This is a genomic window from Clavibacter nebraskensis NCPPB 2581 (assembly GCF_000355695.1).
Lineage (GTDB): Bacteria > Actinomycetota > Actinomycetes > Actinomycetales > Microbacteriaceae > Clavibacter > Clavibacter nebraskensis.
Genome location: NC_020891.1, coordinates 1,035,129 through 1,060,201, shown reverse-complemented (window position 1 = coordinate 1,060,201; position 25,073 = coordinate 1,035,129). Strand labels below are relative to the sequence as shown.

General features: G+C 73.7%; 23 protein-coding genes and 1 tRNA gene. 9 read left to right on the top strand and 15 right to left on the bottom strand.

The window, feature by feature from the left end; genetic code table 11:
- Window positions 1–66: 66 nt before the first annotated feature.
- From CMN_RS05025 to CMN_RS05015, 3 genes are all read right to left on the bottom strand, one after another.
- The gene (locus CMN_RS05025) at window positions 67–297 is read right to left on the bottom strand and encodes a hypothetical protein (RefSeq protein WP_015489764.1); all 231 of its coding nucleotides are present in this window, start codon (window positions 295–297) and stop codon (window positions 67–69) included.
- A 127-nt stretch (window positions 298–424) separates the two neighbouring features.
- Entirely contained in the window at window positions 425–919 is a 495-nt protein-coding gene (locus CMN_RS05020) for a CarD family transcriptional regulator (RefSeq protein WP_012298114.1), read from the bottom strand.
- A 658-nt stretch (window positions 920–1,577) separates the two neighbouring features.
- Window positions 1,578–1,653: transfer RNA gene (locus tag CMN_RS05015), tRNA-Lys, on the bottom strand.
- Window positions 1,654–1,806: 153 nt separating this feature from the next.
- Between CMN_RS05015 and bcp the strand changes: the two genes are divergently transcribed.
- Window positions 1,807–2,286 carry a thioredoxin-dependent thiol peroxidase gene (gene bcp / locus CMN_RS05010; RefSeq protein ID WP_015489763.1) on the top strand — a complete coding sequence of 160 codons (480 nt, stop codon included), beginning with the start codon at window positions 1,807–1,809 and terminating at the stop codon, window positions 2,284–2,286.
- 24 nt (window positions 2,287–2,310) lie between these two features.
- Here bcp and CMN_RS05005 read toward each other — a convergent pair whose 3' ends face one another.
- Window positions 2,311–2,742: a hypothetical protein gene (locus CMN_RS05005; protein WP_015489762.1), complete on the bottom strand. Its 432-nt coding sequence runs from the start codon at window positions 2,740–2,742 to the stop codon at window positions 2,311–2,313.
- Between the two features lie 248 nt (window positions 2,743–2,990).
- Between CMN_RS05005 and CMN_RS05000 the strand changes: the two genes are divergently transcribed.
- Entirely contained in the window at window positions 2,991–3,239 is a 249-nt protein-coding gene (locus CMN_RS05000) for a WhiB family transcriptional regulator (RefSeq protein WP_012037746.1), read from the top strand.
- Window positions 3,240–3,332: 93 nt separating this feature from the next.
- Here CMN_RS05000 and CMN_RS04995 read toward each other — a convergent pair whose 3' ends face one another.
- The 4 genes from CMN_RS04995 to CMN_RS04980 form a co-directional block, all read right to left on the bottom strand.
- Complete coding sequence (locus tag CMN_RS04995) at window positions 3,333–4,835, bottom strand: sensor histidine kinase (protein ID WP_015489761.1); 1,503 nt, start codon at window positions 4,833–4,835, stop codon at window positions 3,333–3,335.
- 9 nt (window positions 4,836–4,844) lie between these two features.
- Window positions 4,845–6,461 carry a septum formation inhibitor-activating ATPase gene (locus CMN_RS04990; protein WP_015489760.1) on the bottom strand — a complete coding sequence of 539 codons (1,617 nt, stop codon included), beginning with the start codon at window positions 6,459–6,461 and terminating at the stop codon, window positions 4,845–4,847.
- A 2-nt stretch (window positions 6,462–6,463) separates the two neighbouring features.
- Window positions 6,464–7,102 (bottom strand): CpaB family protein, encoded by a 639-nt coding sequence (locus CMN_RS04985; RefSeq protein WP_015489759.1) that lies wholly within the window; start codon window positions 7,100–7,102, stop codon window positions 6,464–6,466.
- 69 nt (window positions 7,103–7,171) lie between these two features.
- Window positions 7,172–7,777, bottom strand: a complete 606-nt coding sequence (locus CMN_RS04980) for a hypothetical protein (RefSeq protein WP_015489758.1) — start codon at window positions 7,775–7,777, stop codon at window positions 7,172–7,174.
- Window positions 7,778–8,161: 384 nt separating this feature from the next.
- Between CMN_RS04980 and CMN_RS04975 the strand changes: the two genes are divergently transcribed.
- Window positions 8,162–8,572 carry an Rv3235 family protein gene (locus CMN_RS04975; RefSeq protein WP_227077754.1) on the top strand — a complete coding sequence of 137 codons (411 nt, stop codon included), beginning with the start codon at window positions 8,162–8,164 and terminating at the stop codon, window positions 8,570–8,572.
- 109 nt (window positions 8,573–8,681) lie between these two features.
- Here the strand turns inward: CMN_RS04975 and secA are convergent, their stop codons facing one another.
- From secA to mtrA, 6 genes are all read right to left on the bottom strand, one after another.
- The gene (secA, locus tag CMN_RS04970; RefSeq protein WP_015489756.1) at window positions 8,682–11,507 is read right to left on the bottom strand and encodes a preprotein translocase subunit SecA; all 2,826 of its coding nucleotides are present in this window, start codon (window positions 11,505–11,507) and stop codon (window positions 8,682–8,684) included.
- Between the two features lie 198 nt (window positions 11,508–11,705).
- Window positions 11,706–12,401, bottom strand: a complete 696-nt coding sequence (hpf, locus tag CMN_RS04965) for a ribosome hibernation-promoting factor, HPF/YfiA family (protein ID WP_015489755.1) — start codon at window positions 12,399–12,401, stop codon at window positions 11,706–11,708.
- A gap of 70 nt (window positions 12,402–12,471) precedes the next feature.
- Window positions 12,472–13,359 (bottom strand): ComF family protein, encoded by an 888-nt coding sequence (locus CMN_RS04960; protein ID WP_227077753.1) that lies wholly within the window; start codon window positions 13,357–13,359, stop codon window positions 12,472–12,474.
- Window positions 13,360–13,420: 61 nt separating this feature from the next.
- Entirely contained in the window at window positions 13,421–15,142 is a 1,722-nt protein-coding gene (gene lpqB, locus CMN_RS04955; protein ID WP_227077752.1) for a lipoprotein LpqB, read from the bottom strand.
- On the bottom strand, window positions 15,120–16,754 hold the full coding sequence (gene mtrB / locus CMN_RS04950) for an MtrAB system histidine kinase MtrB (RefSeq protein ID WP_015489752.1): 1,635 nt from the start codon (window positions 16,752–16,754) through the stop codon (window positions 15,120–15,122). The genes lpqB and mtrB overlap by 23 nt, the downstream gene beginning before the upstream one ends.
- A 4-nt stretch (window positions 16,755–16,758) precedes the next feature.
- Window positions 16,759–17,439 carry an MtrAB system response regulator MtrA gene (gene mtrA, locus CMN_RS04945; RefSeq protein ID WP_015489751.1) on the bottom strand — a complete coding sequence of 227 codons (681 nt, stop codon included), beginning with the start codon at window positions 17,437–17,439 and terminating at the stop codon, window positions 16,759–16,761.
- A 113-nt stretch (window positions 17,440–17,552) separates the two neighbouring features.
- On the opposite strand from mtrA, the gene CMN_RS04940 reads away from it, so the two are divergent.
- The 5 genes from CMN_RS04940 to CMN_RS04920 are packed head-to-tail and all read left to right on the top strand — an operon-like array spanning window position 17,553 to window position 22,945.
- Window positions 17,553–18,749, top strand: coding sequence for a hypothetical protein (locus CMN_RS04940; RefSeq protein WP_015489750.1), 1,197 nt, complete (start codon window positions 17,553–17,555; stop codon window positions 18,747–18,749).
- Window positions 18,746–19,432, top strand: coding sequence for a DUF4129 domain-containing protein (locus tag CMN_RS04935; RefSeq protein WP_015489749.1), 687 nt, complete (start codon window positions 18,746–18,748; stop codon window positions 19,430–19,432). Before CMN_RS04940 ends, CMN_RS04935 begins: the two co-directional genes overlap by 4 nt.
- Window positions 19,429–20,673, top strand: coding sequence for a DUF4350 domain-containing protein (locus tag CMN_RS04930; RefSeq protein ID WP_015489748.1), 1,245 nt, complete (start codon window positions 19,429–19,431; stop codon window positions 20,671–20,673). The genes CMN_RS04935 and CMN_RS04930 overlap by 4 nt, the downstream gene beginning before the upstream one ends.
- Entirely contained in the window at window positions 20,670–21,623 is a 954-nt protein-coding gene (locus tag CMN_RS04925) for an AAA family ATPase (RefSeq protein WP_015489747.1), read from the top strand. Before CMN_RS04930 ends, CMN_RS04925 begins: the two co-directional genes overlap by 4 nt.
- A 14-nt stretch (window positions 21,624–21,637) precedes the next feature.
- A complete protein-coding gene (locus CMN_RS04920; RefSeq protein WP_015489746.1) occupies window positions 21,638–22,945 on the top strand; it encodes a DUF58 domain-containing protein in 1,308 nt (435 codons plus the stop codon).
- 51 nt (window positions 22,946–22,996) lie between these two features.
- Here the strand turns inward: CMN_RS04920 and CMN_RS04915 are convergent, their stop codons facing one another.
- A complete protein-coding gene (locus CMN_RS04915; RefSeq protein WP_015489745.1) occupies window positions 22,997–23,632 on the bottom strand; it encodes a TetR/AcrR family transcriptional regulator in 636 nt (211 codons plus the stop codon).
- A 215-nt stretch (window positions 23,633–23,847) separates the two neighbouring features.
- Between CMN_RS04915 and CMN_RS04910 the strand changes: the two genes are divergently transcribed.
- On the top strand, window positions 23,848–25,023 hold the full coding sequence (locus CMN_RS04910; protein WP_227077751.1) for an MFS transporter: 1,176 nt from the start codon (window positions 23,848–23,850) through the stop codon (window positions 25,021–25,023).
- Window positions 25,024–25,073: the final 50 nt, after the last annotated feature.

Below are 25,073 nucleotides of genomic sequence, written 5' to 3'. Positions count from 1 at the left end.
ACACGGAGGACGACGCCGGGGGCGGGGAGGGAGCGTCGGCCGCACCCGACCCCGGACGGGACCGGATCAGATCAGGGCGCGCGCCGCCCCGGCCAGCTGGAGCACGGCGCCCAGGGACGACGGACCGGACGTGTTCTGCCCGGCGGTCGCGAGGCGCACGAGCGCGAACGCGATCACGGCGATGATCACGACCGCGGCGATCACGTAGATCCAGATCCGCAGTCCGCGGCGCGCGGGCTGCAGGGGGTTCTGCTCGAGGGGGCCGTCGTGGTCGGGTCGTTCGGGGTGATCGCGCATGATCGCACCCTACGCCGGTCGCTCCCCCGGTCGACGGGGGGGGGCGCCGGATGCGCCGACGGGCGGTCCCCCGCGTCGAGGGACCGCCCGTCGGCGATGACGCGTCCAGGAGGACGCGTGGGTGGGGTCAGGCGGAGATGCTCTGCGCGAGGACGCCGTCGAGGACGACGGACGCCTCCTCGTCGGTGGACTTCTGCGCGAGCGCGAGCTCCGAGACGAGGATCTGGCGGGCCTTGGCCAGCATGCGCTTCTCCCCGGCCGAGACGCCCGAGTCCTGGTCGCGGCGCCACAGGTCGCGGACGACCTCGCTGACGCGGCGCACGTCGCCGGAGCCCATCTTCTCGGTGTTGGCCTTGAAGCGGCGCGACCAGTTGCCGGCCTCCTCCTCGACGTCGCCGCGGAGCACGTCGAAGACGGCCTCCACGCCGGAGCTGTCGATGACGTCGCGCAGCCCGACGAGCTCGGCGTTGTCGACGGGCACGTCGATGACCAGCTCGCTCTGGTGGATCTGGAGGGTGATGTACTTCTTGTCGACCCCCTTGATGGTGCGGGTCTTGACCGCGGTGATCGTGGCGGCGCCGTGGTGGGGGTACACGACGGTCTCCCCTACTTCGAAAATCATGCAGTGCTGTCCTTCGATCCCTCGAGATGTATGCCGGAGATGTCGCGCACGCGCATGCACAGCCGCGTGGGCGCCGGCGTCCCGCGCCGCGCCGCACGCCGTGGGCGTGGCCGTGGTGCGTGGCCGGTGCACCGAGATCACCGGCCGCCGCGGCGCTCGGCTAGGGGCGTCCGCGGTGATGGTCCGACCCGTATTCTCTCACGGTTCTCCCCCGACCTCCGACGCGGCCGGCGGAGGCGAGCGGGGCGTCGGCGTCGGCCCGGCCGCGCGACGCCCCGCGCCGGACGGGGCCCCGGACCCGAGCCCGACCCTTCGCTCTAGCGGACCTCGACCTCGACCTCGAAGATCGAGCAGCCGTACGGCGTCGCGCGCTCGACGCCCCGGACGCGGATGAACCGGTGCTCCCCCGCACGTCGGACGCCTCCCTGCCGCCCGCTCCCGCCCGCTGGGCGTCGGGCGTCGTGAAGGGGCCCCCACCGGCCGCCTGGCGCCGAGGGGTGCGTGCGCGTCCCGCGTCGAGCCGGCCGGCCGGGATGCGGCTACCGGACGCACGCGGTGATCCGCGAATTCGTCGCATGCCGCCCGGCGGGAGCCGGACCCGCGGCGCGAGGATCATCGAGGCGGACGGATCGACGATCCGCGGTGACGCTGGAGGAAGTGGTGCACCCCCTCGGACTTGAACCGAGAACCCACTGATTAAGAGTCAGTTGCTCTGCCAATTGAGCTAGAGGTGCAGGCGAGGACCCTGTCGAGCGGGGTACCGGACCGAGAGATGACACTAGCACCAGGTCGCGCGCCGACGCGAATCGGCGTCGTGGACGCCGCCGGCCGACCCGTCGCGGCGGCTCTACCATGGAGGCCGATCCCGCCGAACGAGAGGCTCCCCCATGTCCGAGACCACCCGCCTCGAGAAGGGGCAGCCCGCCCCCGACTTCACCCTCCCCGACCAGGACGGCACGCCCGTCACCCTGTCCGACCTCCGCGGCCAGGACGTGATCGTGTACTTCTACCCCGCCGCGGGCACCCCGGGCTGCACGACGCAGGCGTGCGACTTCCGCGACAGCATGGACTCCCTCCAGCGCGCCGGGTACCGCGTGCTCGGCGTCTCCAAGGACCCGCAGGAGGACCTCGCCCGGTTCCGCGAGGAGCAGGGCCTCGGCTTCACGCTCCTGTCGGACCCCAACCTCGAGGTGCACCGCGCCTACGCCGCGTACGGCGAGAAGTCGCTCTACGGCAAGAAGGTCACCGGGGTGATCCGCTCCACGGTCGTCGTGGACGGTGACGGCCTCGTGGCCCTCCCGCTCTACAACGTGAAGGCGACGGGGCACGTGGCCTCGCTGCGCAAGAAGCTCGGCGTCGACGCCTGACGCCCGGCCGCGGGACGCCGCCGCTCAGTCGCGACGACGGGTGGCGGCGATCACCGACCGCGTGAACAGCAGCACGAGGACGACGACGGACGGCACGATGAGGCCCCAGCCGAGGTCCTGCCGGGCGTCCGCGCCCTGCAGGCTGCCGACTCCGACGGCGATCTGCAGCACCTGCCACGTCACGGCCGCCGGCCGCACCCAGCTCCGGCCGTGCAGGATCCCCCGCACGACGGCGGCCAGGAACACGGCGGCGAGCGCGGCCAGGGCGATCAGCGCGACGGCGCTGGCCAGGGACGCCGGCGTCGAGGTGAGCAGGTCGACGACGAGGAGGGCCGTGACGCCCGCCATGCCCAACGCCTCGAGCCCGACCAGGATCGCGAGCAGGACCACCGCGCGCGATCGGCCGGACCCGTCGGCGGATCCGCGCGGATCGAGGGCATCACCGGTTCCGATCACAGCACGTTCCCATACAAAGCTATTGATTGATCGTTGGCTCTATGCGACGATATTCGAGGTCGAGTTCGTTCACAGGGTGGTGAGCAGATCCGGAACCGAGCTTACAAGGGGCGCATCCCCGAAGCTGAGCATCTCACGAGGAGGGGCCACGTGCCCCGTCCCGATGGGGTTCCCGGACGCCTCGCCCCACCCCCCCCATCCCGCGGCAGATCTGCCGTGCAACGAGTACCGACCCGAGGAGCACCCCTATGGACTGGCGTGACAAGGCAGCCTGCCTGACTGTGGACCCCGAGCTGTTCTTCCCCGTGGGGAACACCGGCCCGGCCGTGGACCAGATCGACAAGGCCAAGGCCGTCTGCGGCCGCTGCTCCGTCACCGAGATGTGCCTGCAGTACGCCCTCGAGACCGGCCAGGACTCGGGCGTCTGGGGCGGCCTCAGCGAGGACGAGCGTCGCGCGCTCAAGCGCCGCGCCGCGCGCGCCCGCCGCGCCAGCTGACGCACGCACCACGCACCACCGACGAGAGCCGGGCCGCCAACGGGCAGCCCGGCTCTCGTCGTATGCCGGTGGTCGACCGGTCGGAGCGCCTGCTCAGGCCGTGACGGGAGCCAGCCAGCGCAACGGCACCTCGATGGTCACCTCGGTTCCGCTGCCCATGAGCGTGTGCCAGTCGATCGTCCCGCCGAGCTCGCCCTGGATGAGCGTCCGGACGATCTGCGTCCCCAGCCCCGTCCCGACCTTGCCCTCGGGCAGGCCCACGCCGTCGTCGCGGACGCTGACGGTGAGCGTCTCCTCGGTGCGCGCGGCCTCGATGGCCACCTCTCCTGAGCGCCCCGCCAGGCCGTGCTCGACCGCGTTCGTCACGAGCTCGGTGAGCGCGAGGGCGAGCGGTGTCGCGTAGGCGCTCGGCAGCACGCCGAAGCTGCCCAGGATCTTCGGGTGCACCCGGGTGTTGTGCGCGGAGGCCACCTCGGCGATGAGCAGCAGGACGCGGTCGAACACCGCGTCGAAGTCGACGTTCTGGTTGAGCCCCTCGCTGAGCGTGTCGTGCACCACGGCGATGGCGCCCACCCGGCGCTGCGCGTGGCCGAGCGCCTCGCGCGCCTCCTCCGTGTGCGACCGGCGCGCCTGGATCCGCAGGAGGCTCGCCACCGTCTGCAGGTTGTTCTTCACCCGGTGGTGGATCTCGCGGATCGTCGCGTCCTTGGTGATCAGCTCGCGCTCCTGGTGGCGCAGCTCCGTCACGTCGCGGCAGAGCACGACGGCGCCGACCCGTTCGCCGTGGCTGCGGATGGGGATCGCGCGGAGCGAGACGGTGACTCCCCGGGACTCGATGTCCGTGCGCCACGGCGCGCGGCCGGCGACGATCAGCGGCAGCGACTCGTCGACCGTCAGCCGCTTGCCGGTGAGGAGGCTCGACGTCGCGTCCGCGAGGGACTCCCCCTCGAGTTCCTCGGAGAAGCCCATGCGGTTGAAGGCGCTCAGGGCGTTGGGGCTCGCGAAGGTCGTGATGCCGTCCACGTCGAGACGCAGCAGTCCGTCGGACGCGCGAGGCGCCCCCCGCCGGGGCCCGGTCGGCGAGCCCAGGTCGGGGAAGTCGCCGTCGGCGATCATCGCGAAGAGGTCGTTGGCGCACTCGTTGAAGGTCAGCTCCTGGCGGCTCGGCGTCCGCGTCTCGCTGAGGTTGGTGTGGCGCGTGATCACGGCGATGGGGGTGTCCGTGACCTCGGGGCTGCCCTGGGCCAGCCGACGCAGCACCGGCACGGCCCGCACGCGGGTCGGGGTCTCCTCGTACCAGTCCGGCGCGGACGAGTCGATGATGCGCGCGGTCTCGTGCGCGTCGGTGACCTGCTTGCGCCACTCCGCCTTGATCGGCTGGCCGACGAAGTCGCGGTAGAACAGCGTGGCCGAGCTCGACGGTCGGGCGTGCGCGACCGCGACGAAGCTGCCGCTCACGGTGGGGACCCACAGCACGATGTCCGCGAACGCGAGATCGGCGAGGAGCTGCCAGTCGCCGACGAGGAGGTGCAGCCACTCGACGTCCGCGTCGGAGGACAGACCCTGGGCATGCACGAGATCGCTGAGCGTGGACACGGCTACAGCCTATGCGGGCGGGGCGGGCACCTCCCCCGCCGGATCGCCGCCTCGACGCCGGGACGCGGCCGCACGACGCACCCGCCGCGGCGCGTCCTCGGGAGGCAGGAGCGTGGTGCGGGTGAAGCGCGACCACTCGACGAGCGCGGGCGACCGCGGCGCGATGTCGCGGAGCGTCGCGCCGGCCAGCACCGCGGCGTCGAGGGACTCCCGGTCCTCGGGGACGTACGCCGCCGCCTCCACGCTCCCGAAACGGAAGAGGGTGCGTCGTACCTGGCTGGCGGCGTCCCAGCCGCCTGCGCTGGGGCGGACCCGGTTGACGAGCACGGAGACGCGCGAGGGGTCCACGATCTCGAGGAGCTGCACGTACGCGCGGAAGAAGCGCGACAGACCGACCGTGTCGGCCGAGACGACGGCGACGACGTGGTCGGCGCCGCGCAGCACCGCGTGCGTGGCCGCGTTGCGGCGGGGCGCGAACATGTCGCTCGAGATCTCCTCGTCGTCCTCCAGGTTGAACGAGGCGTCGACCACGGTGTAGTCGCGCCAGCCCCGGCATGCCTGCAGCACGGCGGAGACCCGGCCCTCGGCGAGCTCGGGCCACCTGTCCGGGCGCGAGATGCCGGTGAGGACCGAGAACCCCGGGGCACGCGTGGACGGGTGGTGCTGCGCGATCCGCTCCAGCTCCTCCACCGTGAGGCTGTCGGCCGCGGCGAGGCGGCAGGCGGCGGCGAAGCCCGGCGCCTCGTCGAGCAGACCGAGGGTGGCAGCCACCGTGCCGCCGTGGACGTCGGCGTCGACCAGCACGGCTGATCGACCTGCCGCCGCGACCTCGCCGGCGACGGCCAGCGCCGTCGCGGTGCGCCCCGGGGCTCCCTGCGGACCCCAGACGGCGATCACCCGGCCGACCGGCTCCCCTCGGCCGTCGACGTCGTCGACGTCGGCGACGGCGTCTCGATCCCGCTCGGGGCGGACCGGAGCCGGCACGCGCGGGCGTCGGACGAGCCCGAGACGTTCGCGCAGCGGTCGACCTCGCCGGTCCCTCGCCGGATGCGTGCGCGGGCTCTCGCGGGAGCGCGAGGAGCCGCCGGCTCCGTCCCGGCCGCCGAGCGGGTCCGCGCCGGCATCGGGGTCACGCGCCGGCCGTCGGGTCCCGGCGCCGTCGAGACGGGCCCGATCGGGTGCGTCGCCCGAGCCGACATGCTCGGGAGGGCCGATCTCCAGGTGCGCGGCGACGGCGTTCGCACGACGGACGCCCGCCACCGTCGCGCCGGGCACCCCGAGCGGGCGCGCCGAGAGCAGCAGCTCCTCGATCTCGCGCCAGCTGGCCGCTTCGTCCACGACCTCGTGGTGTCCGAGCGACTGCGCGTTGCGACGGTCGGCCTCGCTCGACGCCACCGCCACCGCTCGCGCGCCCCGTTCGTCGAGCGCCGCGAGCACGTCCCGATCGAGCGTCGTCGGCGACGCCGCGATGACCAGGTGCAGGGGATCGACCGTCGTCGCCCGGACCGCGGAGATCACCTCGGCCGCGCCCGTGACGCGGGCGAGGACCGTGTGACCCGCCTCGACGACGTCGCGGAGGAGCGCGTCCTCCACGCGCGGCGGGAGGGCGAGGATCAGGGACGCCACGCTCAGGCCCCCGCATCGCCGACGGGCACGAGCGTCATCTGGTCGCGCGCGTCGGTGGAGGACAGGACCGCGGCCACGTCCTCACGCGGCACGGTCAGCTGCACCTGCGTGTGGTCCTGATCCGCGACGAAGCCCTCGGGTCGGATGACCTGGGTGACGGTGGCCCCGGAGACGATGACCCGTGGCGCGTCGTAGGCGTTCGTGCCCGAGCCCTTCGCCGCGGCCGCCCAGATGTCGACCACGTTGCCCGGTGCGACGAGGTGGTCGGCGCCCGCAGACGTGGGGATGACGACCGATGCGGTGGTGCGTGCGTCCGCCGAGGAGACGGACGACCGCGGGACGAGCTCACCGGCTCCCACGAAGCGCGTGACGACGAGCCCGTCGGCGGACTCCGGGGAGACGTAGAGGTCGGCCGCGCCGTCGATGCGCACGCGCACGGGCACGAGGTCGGAGGCGTGGACCGTGGTCCCCGCGTCCAGGGCGGATCCCGCGGACATGACGACCACCGACGAGTCCGCGGAGCGCAGGAGCGCCACCACCCCACCCGTCGACACGAGGACCAGGACCAGCCCCACGATGAAGCGGGGATCCAACCAGACGGGGCGGCGCGCCGGACGCGCGGGACGAGGGGTCGCAGGCATGCCGGTCAATGTCGGGGACGGCGCGCGCGGGCGTCGTGCGTTGTCCACATGCTGCCGCGGCGGTGACGATCAGACCCGGACGAGGACGATTCCCGCCAGAGGCACCAGCCGGTACCCCGATACGGCCGACTCCCGGCGGGGGCTCCCCGCCTCGTGGACGGCGACGTCGACGTGGTCGCGGGCGACGCGATCCAGCGTGCCCCCGACCACGGTGTCCCGGAGCCGCATCTCGACATGCGCGCGACGTCGGCAGAGGTCGCGGAGGACGAACGGCAGCCCGATCCGATCGACGATGCCGCGCTCGGGCGGGAGCTCGGAGACCGGCGCGAGGCTCGACCGCACCTGCTCGCGATCCAGGGCGAGCGCGTGGATGGAGGCGAGGGGGAGGATGCACGCCCGTTCCTCGCGCGACGGCGCATCGCCCGGGACGGTCAGCTCCCCCGACATCCAATCGCGCCCGAGCACCTTGGCGCGGAGGTCGATCCACGTGCCGTCCGACAGCGACAGGCGCAGCGGTCGCGCCTGATCGGACGAGGTGAGCGCCCTCAGGCGGTCCCGCAAGACGGTGCGCGCGACGCGCACGCGCTCCTCCTCGTCGCGCTGCTCGCGCTCCTCAGCGAGCCGCGCCGTCTCCCACTGGCCCTCGAGGTCGTCGAAGAGGTTCTCCCACCTCATCGGTCGCCGGCCCTGTGCGGTCGGAGGGAGCGGCGCGGCGGCGGGGACGGCTGGCACATCCGGGTCACCTTGGGTGCCTTCCTTGAGATCCGCTCTCAGTTCTCCACATCTTGTGCCCTGGACGTGCGCCGAGCCTCTCGCACTGTCAGAGTTGACCAGGCATCGTGGTCCCCCCGATCGGGGGGAGCACCGGGATGGGAGTGACGCATGAGTGAAGCAGTGCCACGGGAGGATCTCCCCGACGGCCGGAGCACCGTCGCCGGTGACGCCGAGGGCGGCTCCACCCGGCGGTCCGGTGCTCGGAAGCCCGCCGCAGCGCCTCCGCAGACGACGAGCGCCCCAGCCGGTCCGTCCTCCGCGACCGAATCCTCGACGACCGCCACGGTGCGGGGAACGGTCCGCAAGCGCTTCGACGTCGACGACTTCTTCGGGCGCCAGCCCTGCAGCAGCCAGGACCTGCCCCCGTCGGGGCCGCTGCTCGAGAACCTCACCCGCTGCGTCATCGAGATCCTCGCCGGAGCCCGGGAGCTCGACCAGATCGCCCGCTGGGTCAGCGACGACGTCTACCGCCACCTGCTCAAGCGCGTGGTGCTCAGCGCCCGGGCCCGGCGCACCAAGGGGCAGTCGGTGACCCGGCCGGTGTTCACCATCGGCACGGTCACGTCGTTCTCCCCTCGAGACGGCGTCATCGAGGCGGTCATCGTGGTCCACGGCCGGGCACGCGCCCGCGCCGTCGCCATCCGGCTCGAGGGCCTCGACCGCCGCTGGCGCGCGACGGCCATCAACGTCTTGTAGCCACCCGTCGCACGACGAAGGGCGCGTCTCCCGCGGGAGACGCGCCCTTCGTCGTGCGCTCGACGCTCGGGCCCCGGGACGACGGGTGACCCGCCGGACCGGGGAGGGCCTACTTGCGTCGATCGGCCTTGCGACGCTCCTCGCGGTTCTGCGGAGCGGCTGACGCTGCACCGGTCGCCTGGCCGAAGGCGCCGCGGGCGGGCGGACCCTGCGGGGTCTCCGGCTCGTCCTCGCCGACCAGGACGGCGTCCTCGGCCTGCTGGTCCTTCTGCGCCTTCGCAGTCGCCGCCTTCTCGATCTGGCCGCGCTGGTTCCGCACCTCGACGCCGCCGTCGTCCGTCGGGGCGGTGTAGCGGAGCTTGTCCGCCGTGGCCTGGTTCGCGGCGAGGCCCTTCGCCTGGATGCGCGGTCCCACGGACTCGGCATCCGCGGGCGCCTGCACCTCGACCTCCAGGTTGAACAGGAACCCGACGGTCTCCTCGCGGATGGCGCCCATCATCTGCTGGAAGAGCGCGAAGCCCTCGCGCTGGTACTCGACCAGCGGGTCGCGCTGGGCCATGGCGCGGAGGCCGATGCCGTCCTTCAGGTAGTCCATCTCGTAGAGGTGCTCGCGCCAGCGGCGGTCGATGACCGAGAGCACCACGCGACGCTCGAGCTCGCGCATCGCGGCCTCGCCGAGCTGCTCCTCGCGCTTCGCGTAGGCGAGCTTCGCATCGGAGAGGATCTCGCGGCGGACGAAGTCGCGGTTCACGCGGCCCTTGCTCCCCGCCTCCGTGATGACCTCGTCGATGGTGATCGAGATCGGGTACAGCGTCTTGAGCTCGGTCCACAGGGCGTCGAAGTCCCAGTCGTCGCCGTTGCCCTCGCCGATGTGCGAGTCGAGCACGTCGTCGATGACGGCCTCGAGGAAGCGCTGCGAGCGCTCCTGGAGGTCGTCGCCCTCGAGGATGTGGCGGCGGTCGCCGTAGATCGCCTCGCGCTGGCGGTTGAGGACGTCGTCGTACTTGAGGACGTTCTTGCGGATCTCGGCGTTGCGCGCCTCGACCTGCCCCTGCGCGCTGCGGATGGCGCGGCTGACCACCTTCGACTCGATGGCCACGTCGTCCGGCACGCTGTCGCGGCCCATGAGGCTCGCGGCGGCGCCGTTGTTGAACAGGCGCATGAGGTCGTCGGTGAGCGAGAGGTAGAAGCGGCTCTCCCCCGGGTCGCCCTGGCGGCCGGAGCGTCCGCGGAGCTGGTTGTCGATGCGCCGGGACTCGTGGCGCTCGGTGCCGAGCACGTAGAGGCCGCCGGCCTCGATGACCTTCGCGGCCTCCTCGTCGACCTCGGCCTTGACCTGCGCGAACACGTCGTCCCACTCGGTCTCGTACTGCTCCGGGGTCTCGACGGGGCTGAGCCCGCGCGCGTTCATGGCGGCGACCGCGAGGAACTCCGCGTTGCCGCCGAGCATGATGTCCGTGCCGCGGCCGGCCATGTTGGTGGCGACGGTGACGGATCCGAGGCGGCCGGCCTGCGCGACGATGGCGGCCTCGCGCGCGTGGTTCTTCGCGTTGAGGACCTCGTGGCGGACGCCCTTCTTCGCGAGCAGCTTGGACAGGTACTCGCTCTTCTCGACGCTCGTGGTGCCGACGAGGACGGGCTGGCCGGACGCGTGGCGCTCGGCGATGTCCTCGACGACCTGCTCGAACTTCGCCTTCTCGTTCTTGTAGATGAGGTCGGACTGGTCCTTGCGCTGCATAGGCCGGTTCGTGGGGATCGGGACGACGCCGAGCTTGTAGGTGCTCATGAACTCGGCGGCCTCGGTCTCGGCCGTGCCCGTCATGCCCGAGAGCTTCTTGTAGAGGCGGAAGTAGTTCTGCAGCGTGACGGTGGCGAGGGTCTGGTTCTCGGCCTTGACCGCGACGCCCTCCTTGGCCTCGATGGCCTGGTGGATGCCCTCGTTGTAGCGGCGGCCCATGAGGATGCGGCCCGTGTGCTCGTCGACGATGAGGACCTCGCCGTTCATGACGACGTAGTCCTTGTCCTTCTTGAACAGGGCCTTGGCCTTGATCGAGTTGTTGAGGAAGGAGATGAGCGGGGTGTTCGCGGACTCGTAGAGGTTGTCGATGCCGAGGTGGTCCTCGACCTTCTCGATGCCCGCCTCGAGCACGCCGACCGTGCGCTTCTTCTCGTCGACCTCGTAGTCGACCTCGGGGACGAGGCGCTTCGCCACGTTCGCGAACTCGGTGAACCAGCGGTTCGCGTCGCCCGCGGAGGGGCCCGAGATGATGAGCGGCGTGCGGGCCTCGTCGATGAGGATGGAGTCGACCTCGTCGACCACGGCGAAGAAGTGGCCGCGCTGGACCATGTCGGAGGCCTGCCACGCCATGTTGTCGCGCAGGTAGTCGAAGCCGAACTCGTTGTTCGTGCCGTAGGTGATGTCGGCGGCGTACTGCTCGCGGCGCTGCTGCGGGGTCTGGCCCGCGAGGATCACGCCGGTGGTCATGCCGAGGGCGCGGAAGACGCGGCCCATGAGCTCGCTCTGGTAGCTCGCGAGGTAGTCGTTGACCGTGATGACGTGCACGCCGCGCGAGGCGATGGCGTTGAGGTAAGCCGGCAGCGTGGCGACGAGGGTCTTGCCCTCGCCCGTCTTCATCTCGGCGATGTTGCCGAGGTGGAGGGCGGCGCCGCCCATGATCTGGACGTCGAAGTGGCGGAGGCCGAGCGTGCGGCGGGAGGCCTCGCGGACGGCGGCGAACGCCTCGGGGAGCAGGTCGTCGAGGGACTCGCCGTTGGCGTGGCGCTCGCGGAGCTCGACGGTCTCGTTCTTCAGCTCCTCGTCGGTGAGGTGCGTGAAGTCCTCCTCGAGCTGGTTCACCGCCTTCGCGTAGTTCTGCAGCTTGCGGAGCGTGCGCCCCTCGCCGACGCGAAGGACCTTCTCGAGTACTGAGGCCATCGGTGTCTCCCTGCGTAGATGGGCGGGCGCCGGATGACGACGACCGCCGTGACGGCGCGCGGATGTCGCCGCCGACGAGCTTCGCCATAGTACCGGCTCGTCCGGTGCCCTTCCCGGGAACGCCCTGATCCGGGGACGCGGTCTCACGCACGAGGCCCCGCACGCGGGAGCGTGCGGGGCCTCGTGGGAGGAGGGGGATCAGCGGCGCAGCGATCGCGATCCGGCGCCGGCGCCGGCGCCGGCCAGCTCCTGCTCGCCGTCGGCCAGGCCGATGACGCCGTAGTCCCAGCCCTTGCGGCGGTAGACGACGCTCGGGCGGTCGGTCTCCGCGTCGATGAAGAGGAAGAAGTCGTGGCCGACGAGCTCCATGTGCTCGAGGGCCTGGTCGACCGTCATGGACTGCGACGGGAATACCTTGGTGCGGATGACCACGGGGCAGTAGTCGTCCTCGTCGACGGGCTGGTCGACGGGCGCGACGCTCTTCCCGTTGACGCGCTCGATGAGCTCGGCGTCCGCCGGGTCGAGGTCGATCTGGGCGAAGCCCTCGGTGGCGGCCTCGTGCAGGGACACGGGGCGGTGGTTGCCGCGGTGGATCTTCTTCTTGTCCTTGGCACGGCGCAGCCGTTCGAGCATGCGCCCGAGGGCCAGGTCGAAGGCGGCGAACTTGTCGGCGGCGCTGCTCTCGGCGCGGATGACGGGGCCCGGGCCCACGAGCGTGATCTCCACGCGGTCGTCCCCGGCGGATCCGCCGGACTTCTCGCTGTGCCGCGAGACCTTGATGTCGAGAGAGATGGACTTCTCGGCGAGCTGGACGATCTTGTCGGCCTTCTCGGTGGCGTACACGCGGAATCGGTCCGTGATCTCCGCGTTGCGGCCGGTGATGTTGATGTCCATGACGTACCTCCAGATCATGACGCGTCGCCCGCTGGAAGAGGGCGATCACTTTCACGCCTTTCGGGCGAGCCTAGACCTCGGGCTCATCGCAGCGCGAGGCATCCGGCGGGTGGACCGCGCGCGCATCGGACATGCACAGGGAGCGACGGGTCGGTCGTCGGGCGCGTGGCGCTGCGCCGCGGGTGCGGGCGGACACGGCCGTGAGCACGGCGCACGCGACGACCTCGCCGCCCGCGGCGCGGACGGCGCGGCAGGTCTCGCGGAGCGTGGCTCCTGTGGTGAGGACGTCGTCGACCACGAGGATCCGGCGGCCGGCGAGGTCGATGCGCGCTGAGAGGCAGCCGTCGACGTTGGCCGCGCGCGCGGCGACCCCGAGGCCGGCCTGGTCGGCCGGCCGTCGGGTGAAGCGGAGCGGGTGGCGCCGCAGCCCGGGCACGCCCGGCGCCCGCAGCGGCACGATCCCGGCGCGGGCGAGCAGGACCTCGACGGGCGCGTAGCCGCGACGGCGGAGGGAGGCGGCGGGCGCGGGGACGGGGATCACGTCGAGAGGCCACGCGGGGGCGGCGGCGGGATCGGCCTCGCGCTCGGCGGCGGCGACGGAAGCGTGGACGGCGCGGATCAGGGTCGCCGCCATCGCCCGCGCGGCGTCCGTGCGGCCGTCCTCCTTGAGGCCGGACAGGAGCGCGGGCCAGGGCGGGGCGTACGCGCTCCCGCAGCCGACCGGCACGACGCGGGCCGGGACGCGACCCCGGGGCGACGGGACGGCGGGCAGCGCGAGGGGTCGCACGAGGGGCGGGCAGGGCATCGCGGCCCGGCAGGCCGAGCACACAGCGCGGTCGGGGGCGCCGCACCCGGCGCAGGTCACCGGGGCGACGACCGCGAGGGCGTCGAGCAGGGCTGCGCGGAGCGCGGACGGGATGCGGGAGGACGGGGCGAGCGGCCCGGGCACGGGGATCACGCGCGGAGGATCGCACGCGGCCGGTGCGGGGAGGACTGGCGCGGCGGATCCGTGGACGGGGTCAGCGCTTGGTCGCCACGAAGGAGACGCCGGTGGCGGTCTGCTGCCACGTGCTGCCCCGCGGCGTGAGCAGGGCGCCCGCGCTGGTGAGGACGCGCAGGCCGCTCTCGTCGTTGGCGCCGGTGATGGAGACGCCGTCGGCCGCGGATCCCATGTCCTTCGACGGACCGCCCACCTGGTGCAGCTCGACCTGGCGCTCGCCGTCGGGCGCGAGGGTGAGGGTGGCGACGTCGAGTTCGTCGACCCACGTCGCGTCCAACGGGGTGCCGGGCGACGCGAGGAGCTCGAGCGGGGTCGTCGTGAGGGCGGTGGGGACGCCCTTGTCGCGCACGATCGAGGCGACGAGCAGCTGCGGCCCGGCGCCCGTCTCGAGCTGGACGAGGACGCGGGCGCCGTCGCGCGCGACCTCGAGGGAGACGACACGGCCCGTGGCGGTCCAGCTCACGGCGACGGGGTGGCCGACGCCGTCGGGGCCCCACGCGACGAGCCCGCGAGGATCCGACGCCGGTGTCGACCAGACGTAGCCCTGCGTGTCGAGGGACGGCGCGACGAGGCCCGGACGCGTGTCCAGGAGGACGGCGTCGCGGTCGCCGTCACCCACCGACCAGACGCCGGACGCGTTGCGCACCGCCGCCTGCTGGCCGTCGGCGCTGAGGGTCGCCGCGTCGGCCCCGAGCGCCGTCACGCGCGTGCCGAGCAAGCCGAGCGGGGCCACCTCTCCCCCGCCGAGGTAGCCGAACGCGCCCTGCGCGAGGACGAGCGGGCGCGACTCCGCCTGCGGGTCCTTGACGGGGCCGCGGCCGCCGAAGTCCGCCACGGTGAGGGGCGTGCCGTCGACGAGCATCTGCACGTCGAGCACGGACGGGATGTTGGACAGGCTCTGCCGCAGCTGGAGCTTCATCCGCTGCTGCGTGATGCCGTCGGCGGCGCGCGCCTCGGTCGAGAGGTCCACCTGCGGCGTGCCGCCCGCGGTCGTGACGGTCGACGACGCCAGCCGCGTGCCCTCGGGGAAGGCCGTGACGACCGCGGGCTGCGACAGCCACGGCGACGGGCCCTGGAGGAGCGACTTGACGATGCGCGTGCTGACGCTCTGGGACGCGCGCGTGACGAAGAACCGGAGGTCGGGCACGAGGAACGAGAACGTGGGGTCGAAGAAGTAGAGGGCGTGCGCGCTGAAGATCTCGCGGAAGTAGGTGGAGCGCAGGGCGATGCCGTCGGGCGCCTTCGCGATGCGCCACTCGCCGCGCTCCTGCACGAGCTGGAAGGACAGGCGCGTCTCCTGGTCGCTGCCGACCTCGCGGTAGTGGCCCTGGCCGTCGACCGTCGCGATGGTCGTGACGGAGTAGCTGTAGGTGCCGTCGACCTCCTCCGAGGTGCTCGCCTGGCCCTCCCAGACGACGACGCTCGCGAACGGGTCCCAGCGCGACGCGAAGTCGGAGGAGAGGAACTGGCGCGCGACGCCGTACTGGTCGGCGGAGCTCGTGGCGGCGTCGACGAAGCCGGCGATGACGTCGTCGGGGGCGTCGCCCGCCTGCGGGCCGTCCGGCTGGTAGCTGACGCCCGACTCGTCGGTGACGGTGGCGGGGTCGCCCTCGGAGACGGGCCCGCCGGACGGGATCGAGACGCAGCCGGAGAGGAGGATGGCGCAGGCGGCGACGAGCACGACGGCGGCCGCGCGGGACGCGCGGCGCGGGCGGGGATCAGCTGCTGGGGACACGGGCATCCTCCTCGTCGGCGCGGTCGTCCGCGGGGTCGTCGGGCGGCAGCGCGACGGGCGAGCTGTCGAGGGGGACGTCGGGGCGGCGGGGCAGGGTCAGGCGGAAGCAGGATCCCTCGCCCGGCCGCGACCACAGCTGCAGCCAGCCGTGGTGCAGGTTCGTGTCCTCCAGGGAGATGGCGAGGCCGAGGCCGGTGCCGCCCGTGGTGCGCTGGCGCGACGGATCCGCCCGCCAGAACCGGTCGAAGACGTGGCCCATCTCCTCGTGCGTCATGCCGACGCCGTAGTCGCGGACGGCGAGCGCGACGGCGTCCCGGTCGCTGTCGACCGTGATCACGATGGGCCGGCCCTCGCCGTGGTCGACCGCGTTGCCGACGAGGTTCGTGACGATGCGGCGCACGCGGCGCGCGTCCATCTCGGCGTCGAAGTAGCCGCCGGGGGCGACCAGCTTGAGCTCGGAGCCCTTCTGCGCGGCGAGGCCCTCGAACTCCTCGATGGAGTCCTCGACGAGCCGCACGAGGTTGGTCGGCTCGGTCACGAGGTCCACCGCGCCCGCGTCGAACCGACTGATCTCCAGCAGGTCGGCGAGCAGCGTCTCGAAGCGCTCCACCTGCGTGTGCAGCAGCTCGGCGCTGCGGGCGGCCGGCGGGCTGAAGTCCTCGCGCAGGTCGTAGAGCACGCCGCCGGCGAGCCGGATCGTGGTGAGCGGCGTGCGCAGCTCGTGCGAGACGTCGGAGACGAAGCGCTGCTGCAGCTGGGAGAGGTCGGCGAGCTGCGTGATCTGCGACTGCAGCGAGTCGGCCATGCCGTTGAACGAGCGCGCGAGCGTGGCGATCACGTCCTCGCCCTTCACCGGCAGGCGCTCCTCGAGCTGGCCGGCCGCGAGCTTCTGGCTCGTGTCGGCGGCGACGCGGATGGGCGCCACCACCAGGCGCACCACGAGCCACGCGATCGCCCCGATGAGCACGATGAGGAAGAGGAACGCGAGGAGGATCGTGCCCGCCACGAAGTCGAGGGTCTGCTGGATGTCGCCGAGGTCGTAGACGAGGTACAGCTCGTACCTCCCGGCCGACGGGATGTCGATGCTCGATCCGACGACGATGCCGGGGCTCGTGGCGCCCTGGTCCCCCACCGGGATCGCCACCGACTGCCACTGCTGCGTGCCCGTGCCCTCGCCGACCGCGCGACGGAGGTCGGCGCTCAGGAGGCTGTCGACGTAGTCGGCGGTGGACGCGTTCTGCAGCACGTTCCGCGCCTCCGTGCCGGGCGTGCGGCGGAACGCGAAGTCGGAGAGGTTGATGGCGCTGCCGCGCAGCTCGTCGAAGACCTGCGTGCGGAGCTGCTCGAGCTCGGTCTGGTCGCTGGCGTCGGAGGACGTGAACTGCTCCTGCATCCGGCTGGTGGCGCTGTTCGACTGCTGCAGCACGGTGTCGAGCCGCTGGCGGAAGAGGTCGCTCGAGATGCTCTGCGTCATGAGCACGCCGATGAGGAGCACGGTGACGCCCGAGAGCGCGACCGTGATGAGGACGGTGCGGAACTGGAGGGACACCGACCAGATGCGGACGAGGCGGCGCGGCCACGACCTCCAGTCGACGAGCCACACGGGCAGCGGGCGCATGGGGCTAGGTCGCTGCCCCCGCGCGGTAGCCGACGCCGCGGACGGTCATGACGATGCGCGGGTTGTCCGGGTCGTCCTCGACCTTCGCGCGCAGTCGCTGCACGTGGACGTTGACGAGGCGCGTGTCGGCCTTGTACTGGTAGCCCCAAACCTGCTCGAGGAGCATCTCGCGCGTGAACACCTGCTGCGGGCGGCTGGCGAGCGCGTGCAGGAGGTCGAACTCGAGGGGCGTGAGGTTGATCCGCTCCTCGCCGCGGCGCACCTCGTGGCCCTCGACGTCGACGACGAGGTCGCCGACCTGGAGGAGCCCGGGCGACGCGGCGGCCGCGGGGCGCAGGCGCGTGCGGATGCGGGCGACGAGCTCCTTCGGGTTGAAGGGCTTGACGATGTAGTCGTCGGCGCCGGACTCGAGGCCCTTGACGACGTCGGCCGTGTCGGACTTCGCGGTGAGCATGATGATGGGCACGCCCGACTCGGCGCGGATGAGGTCGCACACCTGGATGCCGTCGAGGCCGGGGAGCATGAGGTCGAGCAGCACCAGGTCGGGCTTCGCCTCGTGGAACGCGGCGAGCGCCTGGCCGCCGTCCCCGCAGAAGGAGGGCTCGAACCCCTCGGTGCGCAGGACGATGCCGATCATCTCGGCGAGCGCGGTGTCGTCGTCGACCACCAGGATCCGTGCTGTCATCTGAAGGTGTTCCCTGTCCTCGTAGGCCTCCAGGCTAGCCGGTGCATGCGCGGGGATCGGCCGGGCCCGCCCGGCGCGGGACTTCGCGCGCGGCCTGTGGGAGGCTGGCGGGCGTGACCGACGACCAGAGCTGGGAGGCCCCTCAGACCCCCGGCTCGCCCGCGGCTCCCCCGCCCGGGTCGCCCGCGGCTCCTCCCGGCGGGGGCTTCCCGCCGCCGCCCGGCTGGGGCGCCGCGCCCGGCTGGACCCCGCCGCCGAAGCCCGGCCTGCTGCCGCTGCGGCCGCTGGGCCTCGGTGCGATCCTCGCGGGCTCGTTCCAGACGCTGCGCCGGAATCCCGGCGCCACGGTCGGCAGCGCGCTGCTGATCCAGGGGCTCGTCGGCATCGTGACCCTCGTGATCGTGAGCGGCGTGACCGGCTTCGTCGTCACGCGCATCTTCTCCGCGCGCGAGGCGGAGCAGGGGCCGCTCATCGCCGGCGGCGTGGCGGCGGTCATCGTCGCCGCCCTCGTCACCATCGTGCTGTCGATCGTCGCGTCGGCGTTCCTGCAGGGCGTCGTCGCGAGCGAGGTGGCGCGGGGCACGCTCGGCGAGCGGCTGCGGATGCGTGCGCTGTGGCGGCTCGCCCGCCCGCGGATCCTGCCGCTCGTGCTGTGGAGCCTTTCCCTCACGGCGGCGTGGACGCTCGTCCTCGCGGTGCTCGCGGGCATCGTGACGCTGCTGGTGCTCGCCGGCGGCGCGGGCATCGCCGTGGGGATCATCGTGGGCGTGCTCGGCGTGATGGGCCTCGTGGTCGTCTCCGCCTGGGTCTCGACGCGGCTCGCCCTCGTGCCGAGCGCCATCGTGATCGAGCGGCTGCGGCCGCTCGCGGCGGCCCGCCGGTCGTGGTCGCTCACGATCGGGTCGTTCTGGCGCGTGCTCGGGATCCTGCTGCTCACCGCGGTGATCGTCTCCGCGGCCACGAACGTCGTGACGGTGCCGATGACCCTGCTGACCTCCATCCTGCAGACCGTGCTCTTCCCGAACGGGGAGCTCGAATTCCAGACCTTCGACGCCTCGACGGTCTTCTACCTCGGCACGCAGCTGCTCTCGGTCGTGGTGAGCGTGGTGGTGGGGAGCATCGGCGCGGTCGTCACGTCGGCGAACGCGGCCATCCTCTACATCGACCTGCGGATGCGGCGCGAGGGGCTCGACCTCGAGTTCGCGCGCTTCGCCCAGGAGCGCGCGGCGGGCGCGGCATCGGCCACCGGGCCGGACGCGCGGGACCCGTACCAGGCGCCCGCGGGCGCAGCCGGCCCGGGACGCGCGTGACCGGCTCCCTCCTGCTCGCCGCGGCCGCGCGCGCGGCCGCGGTGCCGCTCGATCCCGACGCCGACGACGCGCGCCGCCTCCTCCTCGACGAGCTCGCGAAGCCCGAGTACGAGGCGGCCCGGCCGAACGCGCTCGACCTCGCGGCGCAGGCCGTGGGCGACTGGATCGCCGGGCTCCTCGACGGGGCGGGCGGCGGCCTCGCCGACCTCGCGCCCGTGGTGATCGGGGTGCTCCTGCTCGTCGTCGTCGTGGTGGCGTTCCTCGTGTTCGGGGCGCCGCGCCGGGACCGCAGGCGGGCGGCCGCGCGCGGCGCCGGGCTGTTCGGATCCGACGACCGGCGCTCCGCCGAGGAGCTGCGCCGCGCGGCCGAGGCGTCCCGCCGAGCGGGCGACCTGGCGGCGGCCGCGTCCGACCTGTTCCGGGCGATCGCGCGCGAACAGGCCGAGCGCACGATCGTGACGGTGGATCCGGGCACCACCGCCCGCGGGTTCGCCCGGCGCGCGGGATCCGCGCACCCGGCCCATGCCGCCCGCCTCGTCGTCGCGGCCGACGACTTCGACGCCGTCCGCTACCTCGGCCGCCCCGGCACCGAGGGGATGCTCGACCGGCTCGCCGCCCTCGACCGCGACCTGCGCACGGCCGTCCCCGTGCTGCACGAGCCCGTGGGCGCGGGTCCGCGGTGAGCGCGCCCGCGCCGACCGCCGACCTCGCGACGCCCGAGACCCGGACGCCGCGGCAGGCGCTGCAGCGGGCCGGCACGTGGATCGCGCTGGCCGCCCTCGCCATGCTCGTCGCCGTGGCCTCGCTCGCGGTCTCCGGCGTCGCGCGCCAGGGCGACGCGCTGGCCCCCGACAACCCGGCGCCCGGCGGCACGCAGGCGCTCGCCCGCGTGCTCCAGGCGCAGGGCGTCGAGGTCACGCTCGCGACGACGCTCGAGGAGGCGCGGGTCGCCGTCGGGGACGGCGACGACGCGACGCTCGTGCTCGGCGTGACCTCCGACCGCCTCGACGACGAGCGACTGGCGGAGGTCGGCCGGCTCGCGACCCGCACGGTGCTGCTCGCGCCCGACTTCCGGACCCTGCAGGCCATCGCGCCCGACGTCGCGGCGGGCGGCGCGGCCGAGTCCGCCGACCGCGCGCTCGACGCCGCGTGCGCGCTGCCGGCCGCCACGGCCGCGGGATCCGTGCCGGACGACGCGCCCGTGTTCCGCTACCTCGGCGACGACGCGGCGGACGCCGTCACGTGCTTCCCCGACGACACCGGCGACGCGTTCGCGCTCCTCCGGGTGCCGGCGACGCTCGCGCCCGGCGGCACCGTGACCGTGCTCGGCGCGGATCCGATCCTCACCAACGACCGCATCGCCGAGCAGGGATCCGCCGCCCTCGCCCTGGGCGTGCTCGGCGAGCGGCGGCGGCTCGTCTGGTACACCCCGTCGCCCGACGACGCCGCCGGAGACGCGCCGCCCACGCTCGGGGAGCTGACGCCCGGGTGGGTGACCCCGGCGATCCTGCTGCTGGGCGCCGCCGCCCTCGCCGCCGCCGTGTGGCGCGGCCGCCGCTTCGGCCCGCTCGTGGTGGAGCGGCTGCCCGTCGTGGTGCGCGCCGACGAGACCGCGGAGGGCCGCGCCCGGCTCTACCAGCGGGCGGACGCGCGCGGCCACGCCCTCGACGCGCTGCGGGTGGGCACGGTCGACCGGATCGCCACGACGCTCGCACTCGGCCGCCTCGCGTCCGTCGACGACGTCGTGGCCGCCTCCGCCGCCGCCCTCCAGGAGGACCCCGCGGGCATCCGCGCCCTGCTCCTCGACGACCGCCCCCGCACCGACCGCGACCTCGTCGACCTCGCCGGGCGCCTCGCCGCCCTCGAGCGCCGCGTCGCCCGCGCCGCCGACCCCGCCGACCCGACCAGGAGAATGGATCCATGACCGACGACCTCCGCACCAGCCTGCTCGCCGTCCGGACCGAGGTCGGGAAGGCCGTCGTCGGCCAGGACGGCGCCGTGACCGGCATGATCATCGCCCTCCTCGCCCGCGGCCACGTCCTCCTCGAGGGCGTGCCCGGCGTCGCGAAGACGCTGCTCGTCCGCGCGCTCAGCGAGGCCCTCCGCCTCGACACCGCGCGCGTGCAGTTCACGCCCGACCTCATGCCGGGCGACATCACCGGATCCCTCGTCTACGACTCCCGCGAGGGCGCGTTCTCGTTCCGCCGCGGGCCGGTGTTCACGAGCATCCTGCTGGCGGACGAGATCAACCGCACGCCGCCCAAGACGCAGTCGGCGCTGCTCGAGGCGATGGAGGAGCGGCAGGTCACGGTCGACGGCGAGAGCCACGCCCTGCCGGATCCCTTCCTCGTCGCGGCCACGCAGAACCCCGTCGAGTACGAGGGCACCTACACGCTGCCCGAGGCGCAGCTCGACCGCTTCCTGCTGAAGCTCGTGCTCGACCTCCCGGAGCGCGAGGCCGAGGTCGAGGTGCTCCGCCGGCACTCGACCGGCTTCGACCCGCGGGACCTCCACGCGGCGGGCGTGCGGCCCGTGCTCGACGCCGACGGCCTCCGCCGCGCGCAGGCCGCCGTGCACGAGGTGCGCGTGGGCGCGGATGTGCTCGCCTACATGGTCGACCTGGCGCGGGCGACCCGCCGCTCGCCGTCGGTGCAGCTCGGGGTGTCGCCGCGCGGATCCACGAGCCTCCTGGCCGCGAGCCGCGCGTGGGCGTGGCTGAGCGGCTTCGACGCCGTGACCCCCGACCACGTGCAGGAGATGGTGCTGCCGGTGCTCCGCCACCGCATCGCGCTGCGGCCCGAGGCGGAGCTCGAGGGCGTGTTCGTCGACGCCGTGCTCCGCGGGGTCATGGCGCAGGTGCAGGTGCCGATCTAGTGGCGCGCCGCTAGATGGCCCTCACCGGACGCACGGTCGCGCTCCTCCTCCTGGGGATCGCGCCGCTCGTCGCGCTCGGCGACGGGTCGGACGCGGCCTACGCGCTCCTCGCGGGGTGGATCCTCCTGGTCGCCCTGCTGGTGGCGACGGACCTCGCCCTCGCCGCGAGCCCGCGGGCCGTGGCGCTCGAGCGCGTGCTGCCCGCGCGGATCCGCCTCGACGAGGCGGGCGAGAGCGTGCTGCTCGTGACGAACCGCGGATCCCGCACCCTGCGCGGCGTGGTGCGCGACGCCTGGCAGCCGTCCGCGGGCGCGTCCTCCACGCGCGACCGGGTGCGGATCCCCGCCGGCGAGCGCCGCGCGATCCGCCTCTCCCTCACGCCGACCCGTCGCGGCGAGCGCCGCACCGAGCGCGTGACGATCCGCTCGGCCGGCCCGCTCGGCCTCGCCGCGCGCCAGGCGACGCTCCTCTCCCCCGGCGCCGTGCGCGTGCTGCCGCCGTTCCGCTCGCGCCGCCACCTGCCCTCGCGCCTCGCCCGGATGCGCGAGCTCGACGGCCGGACCGCCCTCATGGTGCGCGGCCAGGGCACCGAGTTCGACAGCCTGCGCGACTACGTGCGCGGCGACGACGTGCGCTCCATCGACTGGCGTGCGACCGCCCGGCGCCAGGACGTGGTCGTCCGCACCTGGCGGCCCGAGCGCGACCGGCGCGTGGTGCTCGTGCTCGACACGGGCCGCACGGCCGCGGGCCGGATCCGGGACGAGACGCGCCTCGACACCGCGTTCGAGGCGTCGCTGCTGCTCGCGGCGCTCGCCACGCGCTCGGGCGACCGGGTGGACATGGTGGCGCACGACCGCCGCGTCCGCGCGCGCGTGCGGGCCGGATCCGGCGGGGACGTGGTCTCGCGCATGGTCGACGCCCTCGCGCCCGTGGACCCGGAGCTCCTCGAGACCGACTGGACGGCCGTGCCCGCGCTCGTGCGCCGCATCGTGTCGCAGCGCTCGCTCGTGGTGCTGCTCACCGCCATCGACTCCCCCGGCAGCACGCGCGCGCTCCTGCAGGCGCTGCCGCAGCTGACGCGCACGCACCACGTGCTCGTGGCCGCGGTGGTGGATCCCGGCCTCGCCGAGCGCGCCGCCGACCGCTCAGGCCGCGCCGCCGTCTACCGCGCGGCCGCCGCCGAGCGCGCGCTCCTCGACGTCGCGCGCGTGGAGGCCGCGGTGCGCCGGCTCGGGGCGGACGTCGTCACGGGCGCGCCGGCGGACCTGCCGCCCGCGCTGGCCGACCGCTACATCCGGCTGAAGGCGACCGGGCGGCTCTGACGCCGAGGCCGCGGCGGAGGCGGAGGCCGAGGCCGAGGCCGAGGCCGACGGTCAGGCGGTCGCGGCGGCCGGATCCGCCGACGGCACGGGGAGCGCCCCGCCGCTGAGCGCGCGGATCGCCCGCTCGAGCGCGTCGCGCATGTCGATCTCGGGCCGGTAGCTCCACTGCAGCTGCAGGCCGTCGCTCACCGCGACCGCGACGCGCGCGAACGCCTCCGCATCCATTCCGCCGGGCAGCTCGACGTCGAGCGCGCGCACCTGGTCGGCCATCGCGCCGACAACGCGGGCGTAGCGGTCGGCGATGTACGCGTGCGCGGGATGCTCGGCACCGGCCGCGTCCACGACGAGCCGCGAGTACAGCGCGACGAGGCCGGGCGTCGCGGCGTTGTGCGAGCTCGCGCGGAGGAGCATGCCGACCATGTCCGCGGGATCCCCGTCGGGCACCGCCTGGCGGTAGTCGGCGGCGGAGTGGGCGTCGCGCTCCTCGAGCACGGCGGCGATGAGCGCCTCCCGCGAGTCGAAGTAGTGCAGCACGCCGGCCTTGCTGATGCCCACGGCGTCGGCGATCTCCTGCAGCGATGACGCGGAGTAGCCGCGCTCGGCGATGAGGGCCAGCGCCGCCTCGAGGATCTCGCGGCGCCGGGCGGCGCCCTTGGCGTACCGCCGCGGACCCTCGTCGACTGCCATGGATCGACCCTAGCGATTCGGGAGGGCCCTCAATACCTACCGCAGGTCGGTTTTTCGTGCTACCGTCGTGCCGATCCACCGATGAGGGTGGATGGGAACCTGGAGGCGAAGTGGCCGACGCAGTCCGAGACCAGCAGACCGAGGGTGCGTCGCGCGCCCGCAGCCAGGCACCGGACGGGGCCCGCCCACCCGGGTCCCGCCGCGCCGAGATCGGGATGCCCATCGCGCTCCTCGGCCTCTTCGTGGCCCTGCTGCCGCCCATCATCGTGTCGCTCGCGCTCAAGGTGGCGGAGGTCGCGCCCGACAGCACCGCCGGCACCCTCAGCCTCGTGCTCGGCCTCGGCGCGCTCGTCGCCCTCGTGGTGAACCCGCTCGCCGGCCGCCTCTCCGACCGCACGCCCGGCCGCTTCGGCATGCGCCGCCCGTGGATCTTCGGCGGCGTCGTGCTCGGCTACGGCGCGCTGTACCTGCTCACCCAGGCCACCACCGTGCTCGCGCTCGTGGGCGCCTGGATGCTCGTGCGGGGCTGCTTCAACGCCGCCATCGCCGCGCTCATCGCCGTGATGGCCGACTCCGCCCGCCCGCGCAACCGCGGCCGGGTCGCCGCCGCCGTCGGCGTCGCGCAGAACGGCTCGCTCGTGGTCGGCACCTTCATCGTGCAGCTGTTCACGACCACGACGCAGCAGGTGCTCGTGCCGGGCGCGATCGGCGTGATCGTCGTCGTCGCCTTCGCGCTCGTCTTCCGCGACCGCGTGCTCACCGAGCGGCCGACCGCGCGCCTCGGCGTGAGGGAGGTGCTCGGGTCCTTCGTGTTCGACCCGCGCCGGAACCCCGACTTCGGCTGGGCCTGGCTCATGCGCTTCCTCCTCACGGCCGGTGCCGTGACGGCCACGAACTACCTCGCCTTCTACCTCATCGACGACCTCGGCGTCGCGCAGGACGACGTCGCGAACGCCGTCTTCGTCGCGACGCTCTTCACCGTGATCGGCGTCGTCTCCACCACCTTCGTGGCCGGGTGGCTGAGCGACCGGCTCGGCCGCCGCAAGGTGTTCGTGGCCGCCGCGGCGCTCGTCGCGGTCGTGGGCCTCGTGATCCTCGCCCTCGCGCCCACCCTCGCCGTCGTCTACGTCGCGCAGCTCGTGATCGGCGCGGGCATCGGCTCGTTCTACGCGGTCGACCTCGCGCTCATCACCGACGTCCTGCCGAGCGACGCCGACAACGGCAAGGACCTGGGCGTCGTCAACATCGCCCAGGCGCTCCCGCAGTCGCTCGTGCCGACCGCCGCGAGCGGGGTGGTGGCGGTCGCCGGCTACCCGGGCCTCTTCCTCGCGGGCGCCGCGGCCGGCCTGCTCGGCGCGGTCGCCGCGTTCCGCGTGAAGGGCGTCCGATGAGCGCCGCACACGAGCAGGACCGACCCGACGCCGACGTCCCCCGAGGAGCA

What these genes read in the sequence shown, in the direction of transcription:
- CMN_RS05020 (WP_012298114.1), bottom strand. Translation starts at nt 919, where the DNA reads ATGATTTTCGAAGTAGGGGAGACCGTCGTGTACCCCCACCACGGCGCC.
- lpqB (WP_227077752.1), bottom strand. Translation starts at nt 15,142, where the DNA reads ATGCCCGTGTCCCCAGCAGCTGATCCCCGCCCGCGCCGCGCGTCCCGC.
- bcp (WP_015489763.1), top strand. Translation starts at nt 1,807, where the DNA reads ATGTCCGAGACCACCCGCCTCGAGAAGGGGCAGCCCGCCCCCGACTTC.
- CMN_RS04915 (WP_015489745.1), bottom strand. Translation starts at nt 23,632, where the DNA reads ATGGCAGTCGACGAGGGTCCGCGGCGGTACGCCAAGGGCGCCGCCCGG.
- CMN_RS04925 (WP_015489747.1), top strand. Translation starts at nt 20,670, where the DNA reads ATGACCGACGACCTCCGCACCAGCCTGCTCGCCGTCCGGACCGAGGTC.
- hpf (WP_015489755.1), bottom strand. Translation starts at nt 12,401, where the DNA reads ATGGACATCAACATCACCGGCCGCAACGCGGAGATCACGGACCGATTC.
- CMN_RS05000 (WP_012037746.1), top strand. Translation starts at nt 2,991, where the DNA reads ATGGACTGGCGTGACAAGGCAGCCTGCCTGACTGTGGACCCCGAGCTG.
- CMN_RS04980 (WP_015489758.1), bottom strand. Translation starts at nt 7,777, where the DNA reads ATGAGGTGGGAGAACCTCTTCGACGACCTCGAGGGCCAGTGGGAGACG.
- secA (WP_015489756.1), bottom strand. Translation starts at nt 11,507, where the DNA reads ATGGCCTCAGTACTCGAGAAGGTCCTTCGCGTCGGCGAGGGGCGCACG.
- CMN_RS05025 (WP_015489764.1), bottom strand. Translation starts at nt 297, where the DNA reads ATGCGCGATCACCCCGAACGACCCGACCACGACGGCCCCCTCGAGCAG.
- mtrA (WP_015489751.1), bottom strand. Translation starts at nt 17,439, where the DNA reads ATGACAGCACGGATCCTGGTGGTCGACGACGACACCGCGCTCGCCGAG.
- CMN_RS04910 (WP_227077751.1), top strand. Translation starts at nt 23,848, where the DNA reads ATGCCCATCGCGCTCCTCGGCCTCTTCGTGGCCCTGCTGCCGCCCATC.
- CMN_RS04985 (WP_015489759.1), bottom strand. Translation starts at nt 7,102, where the DNA reads ATGCCTGCGACCCCTCGTCCCGCGCGTCCGGCGCGCCGCCCCGTCTGG.
- mtrB (WP_015489752.1), bottom strand. Translation starts at nt 16,754, where the DNA reads ATGCGCCCGCTGCCCGTGTGGCTCGTCGACTGGAGGTCGTGGCCGCGC.
- CMN_RS04920 (WP_015489746.1), top strand. Translation starts at nt 21,638, where the DNA reads ATGGCCCTCACCGGACGCACGGTCGCGCTCCTCCTCCTGGGGATCGCG.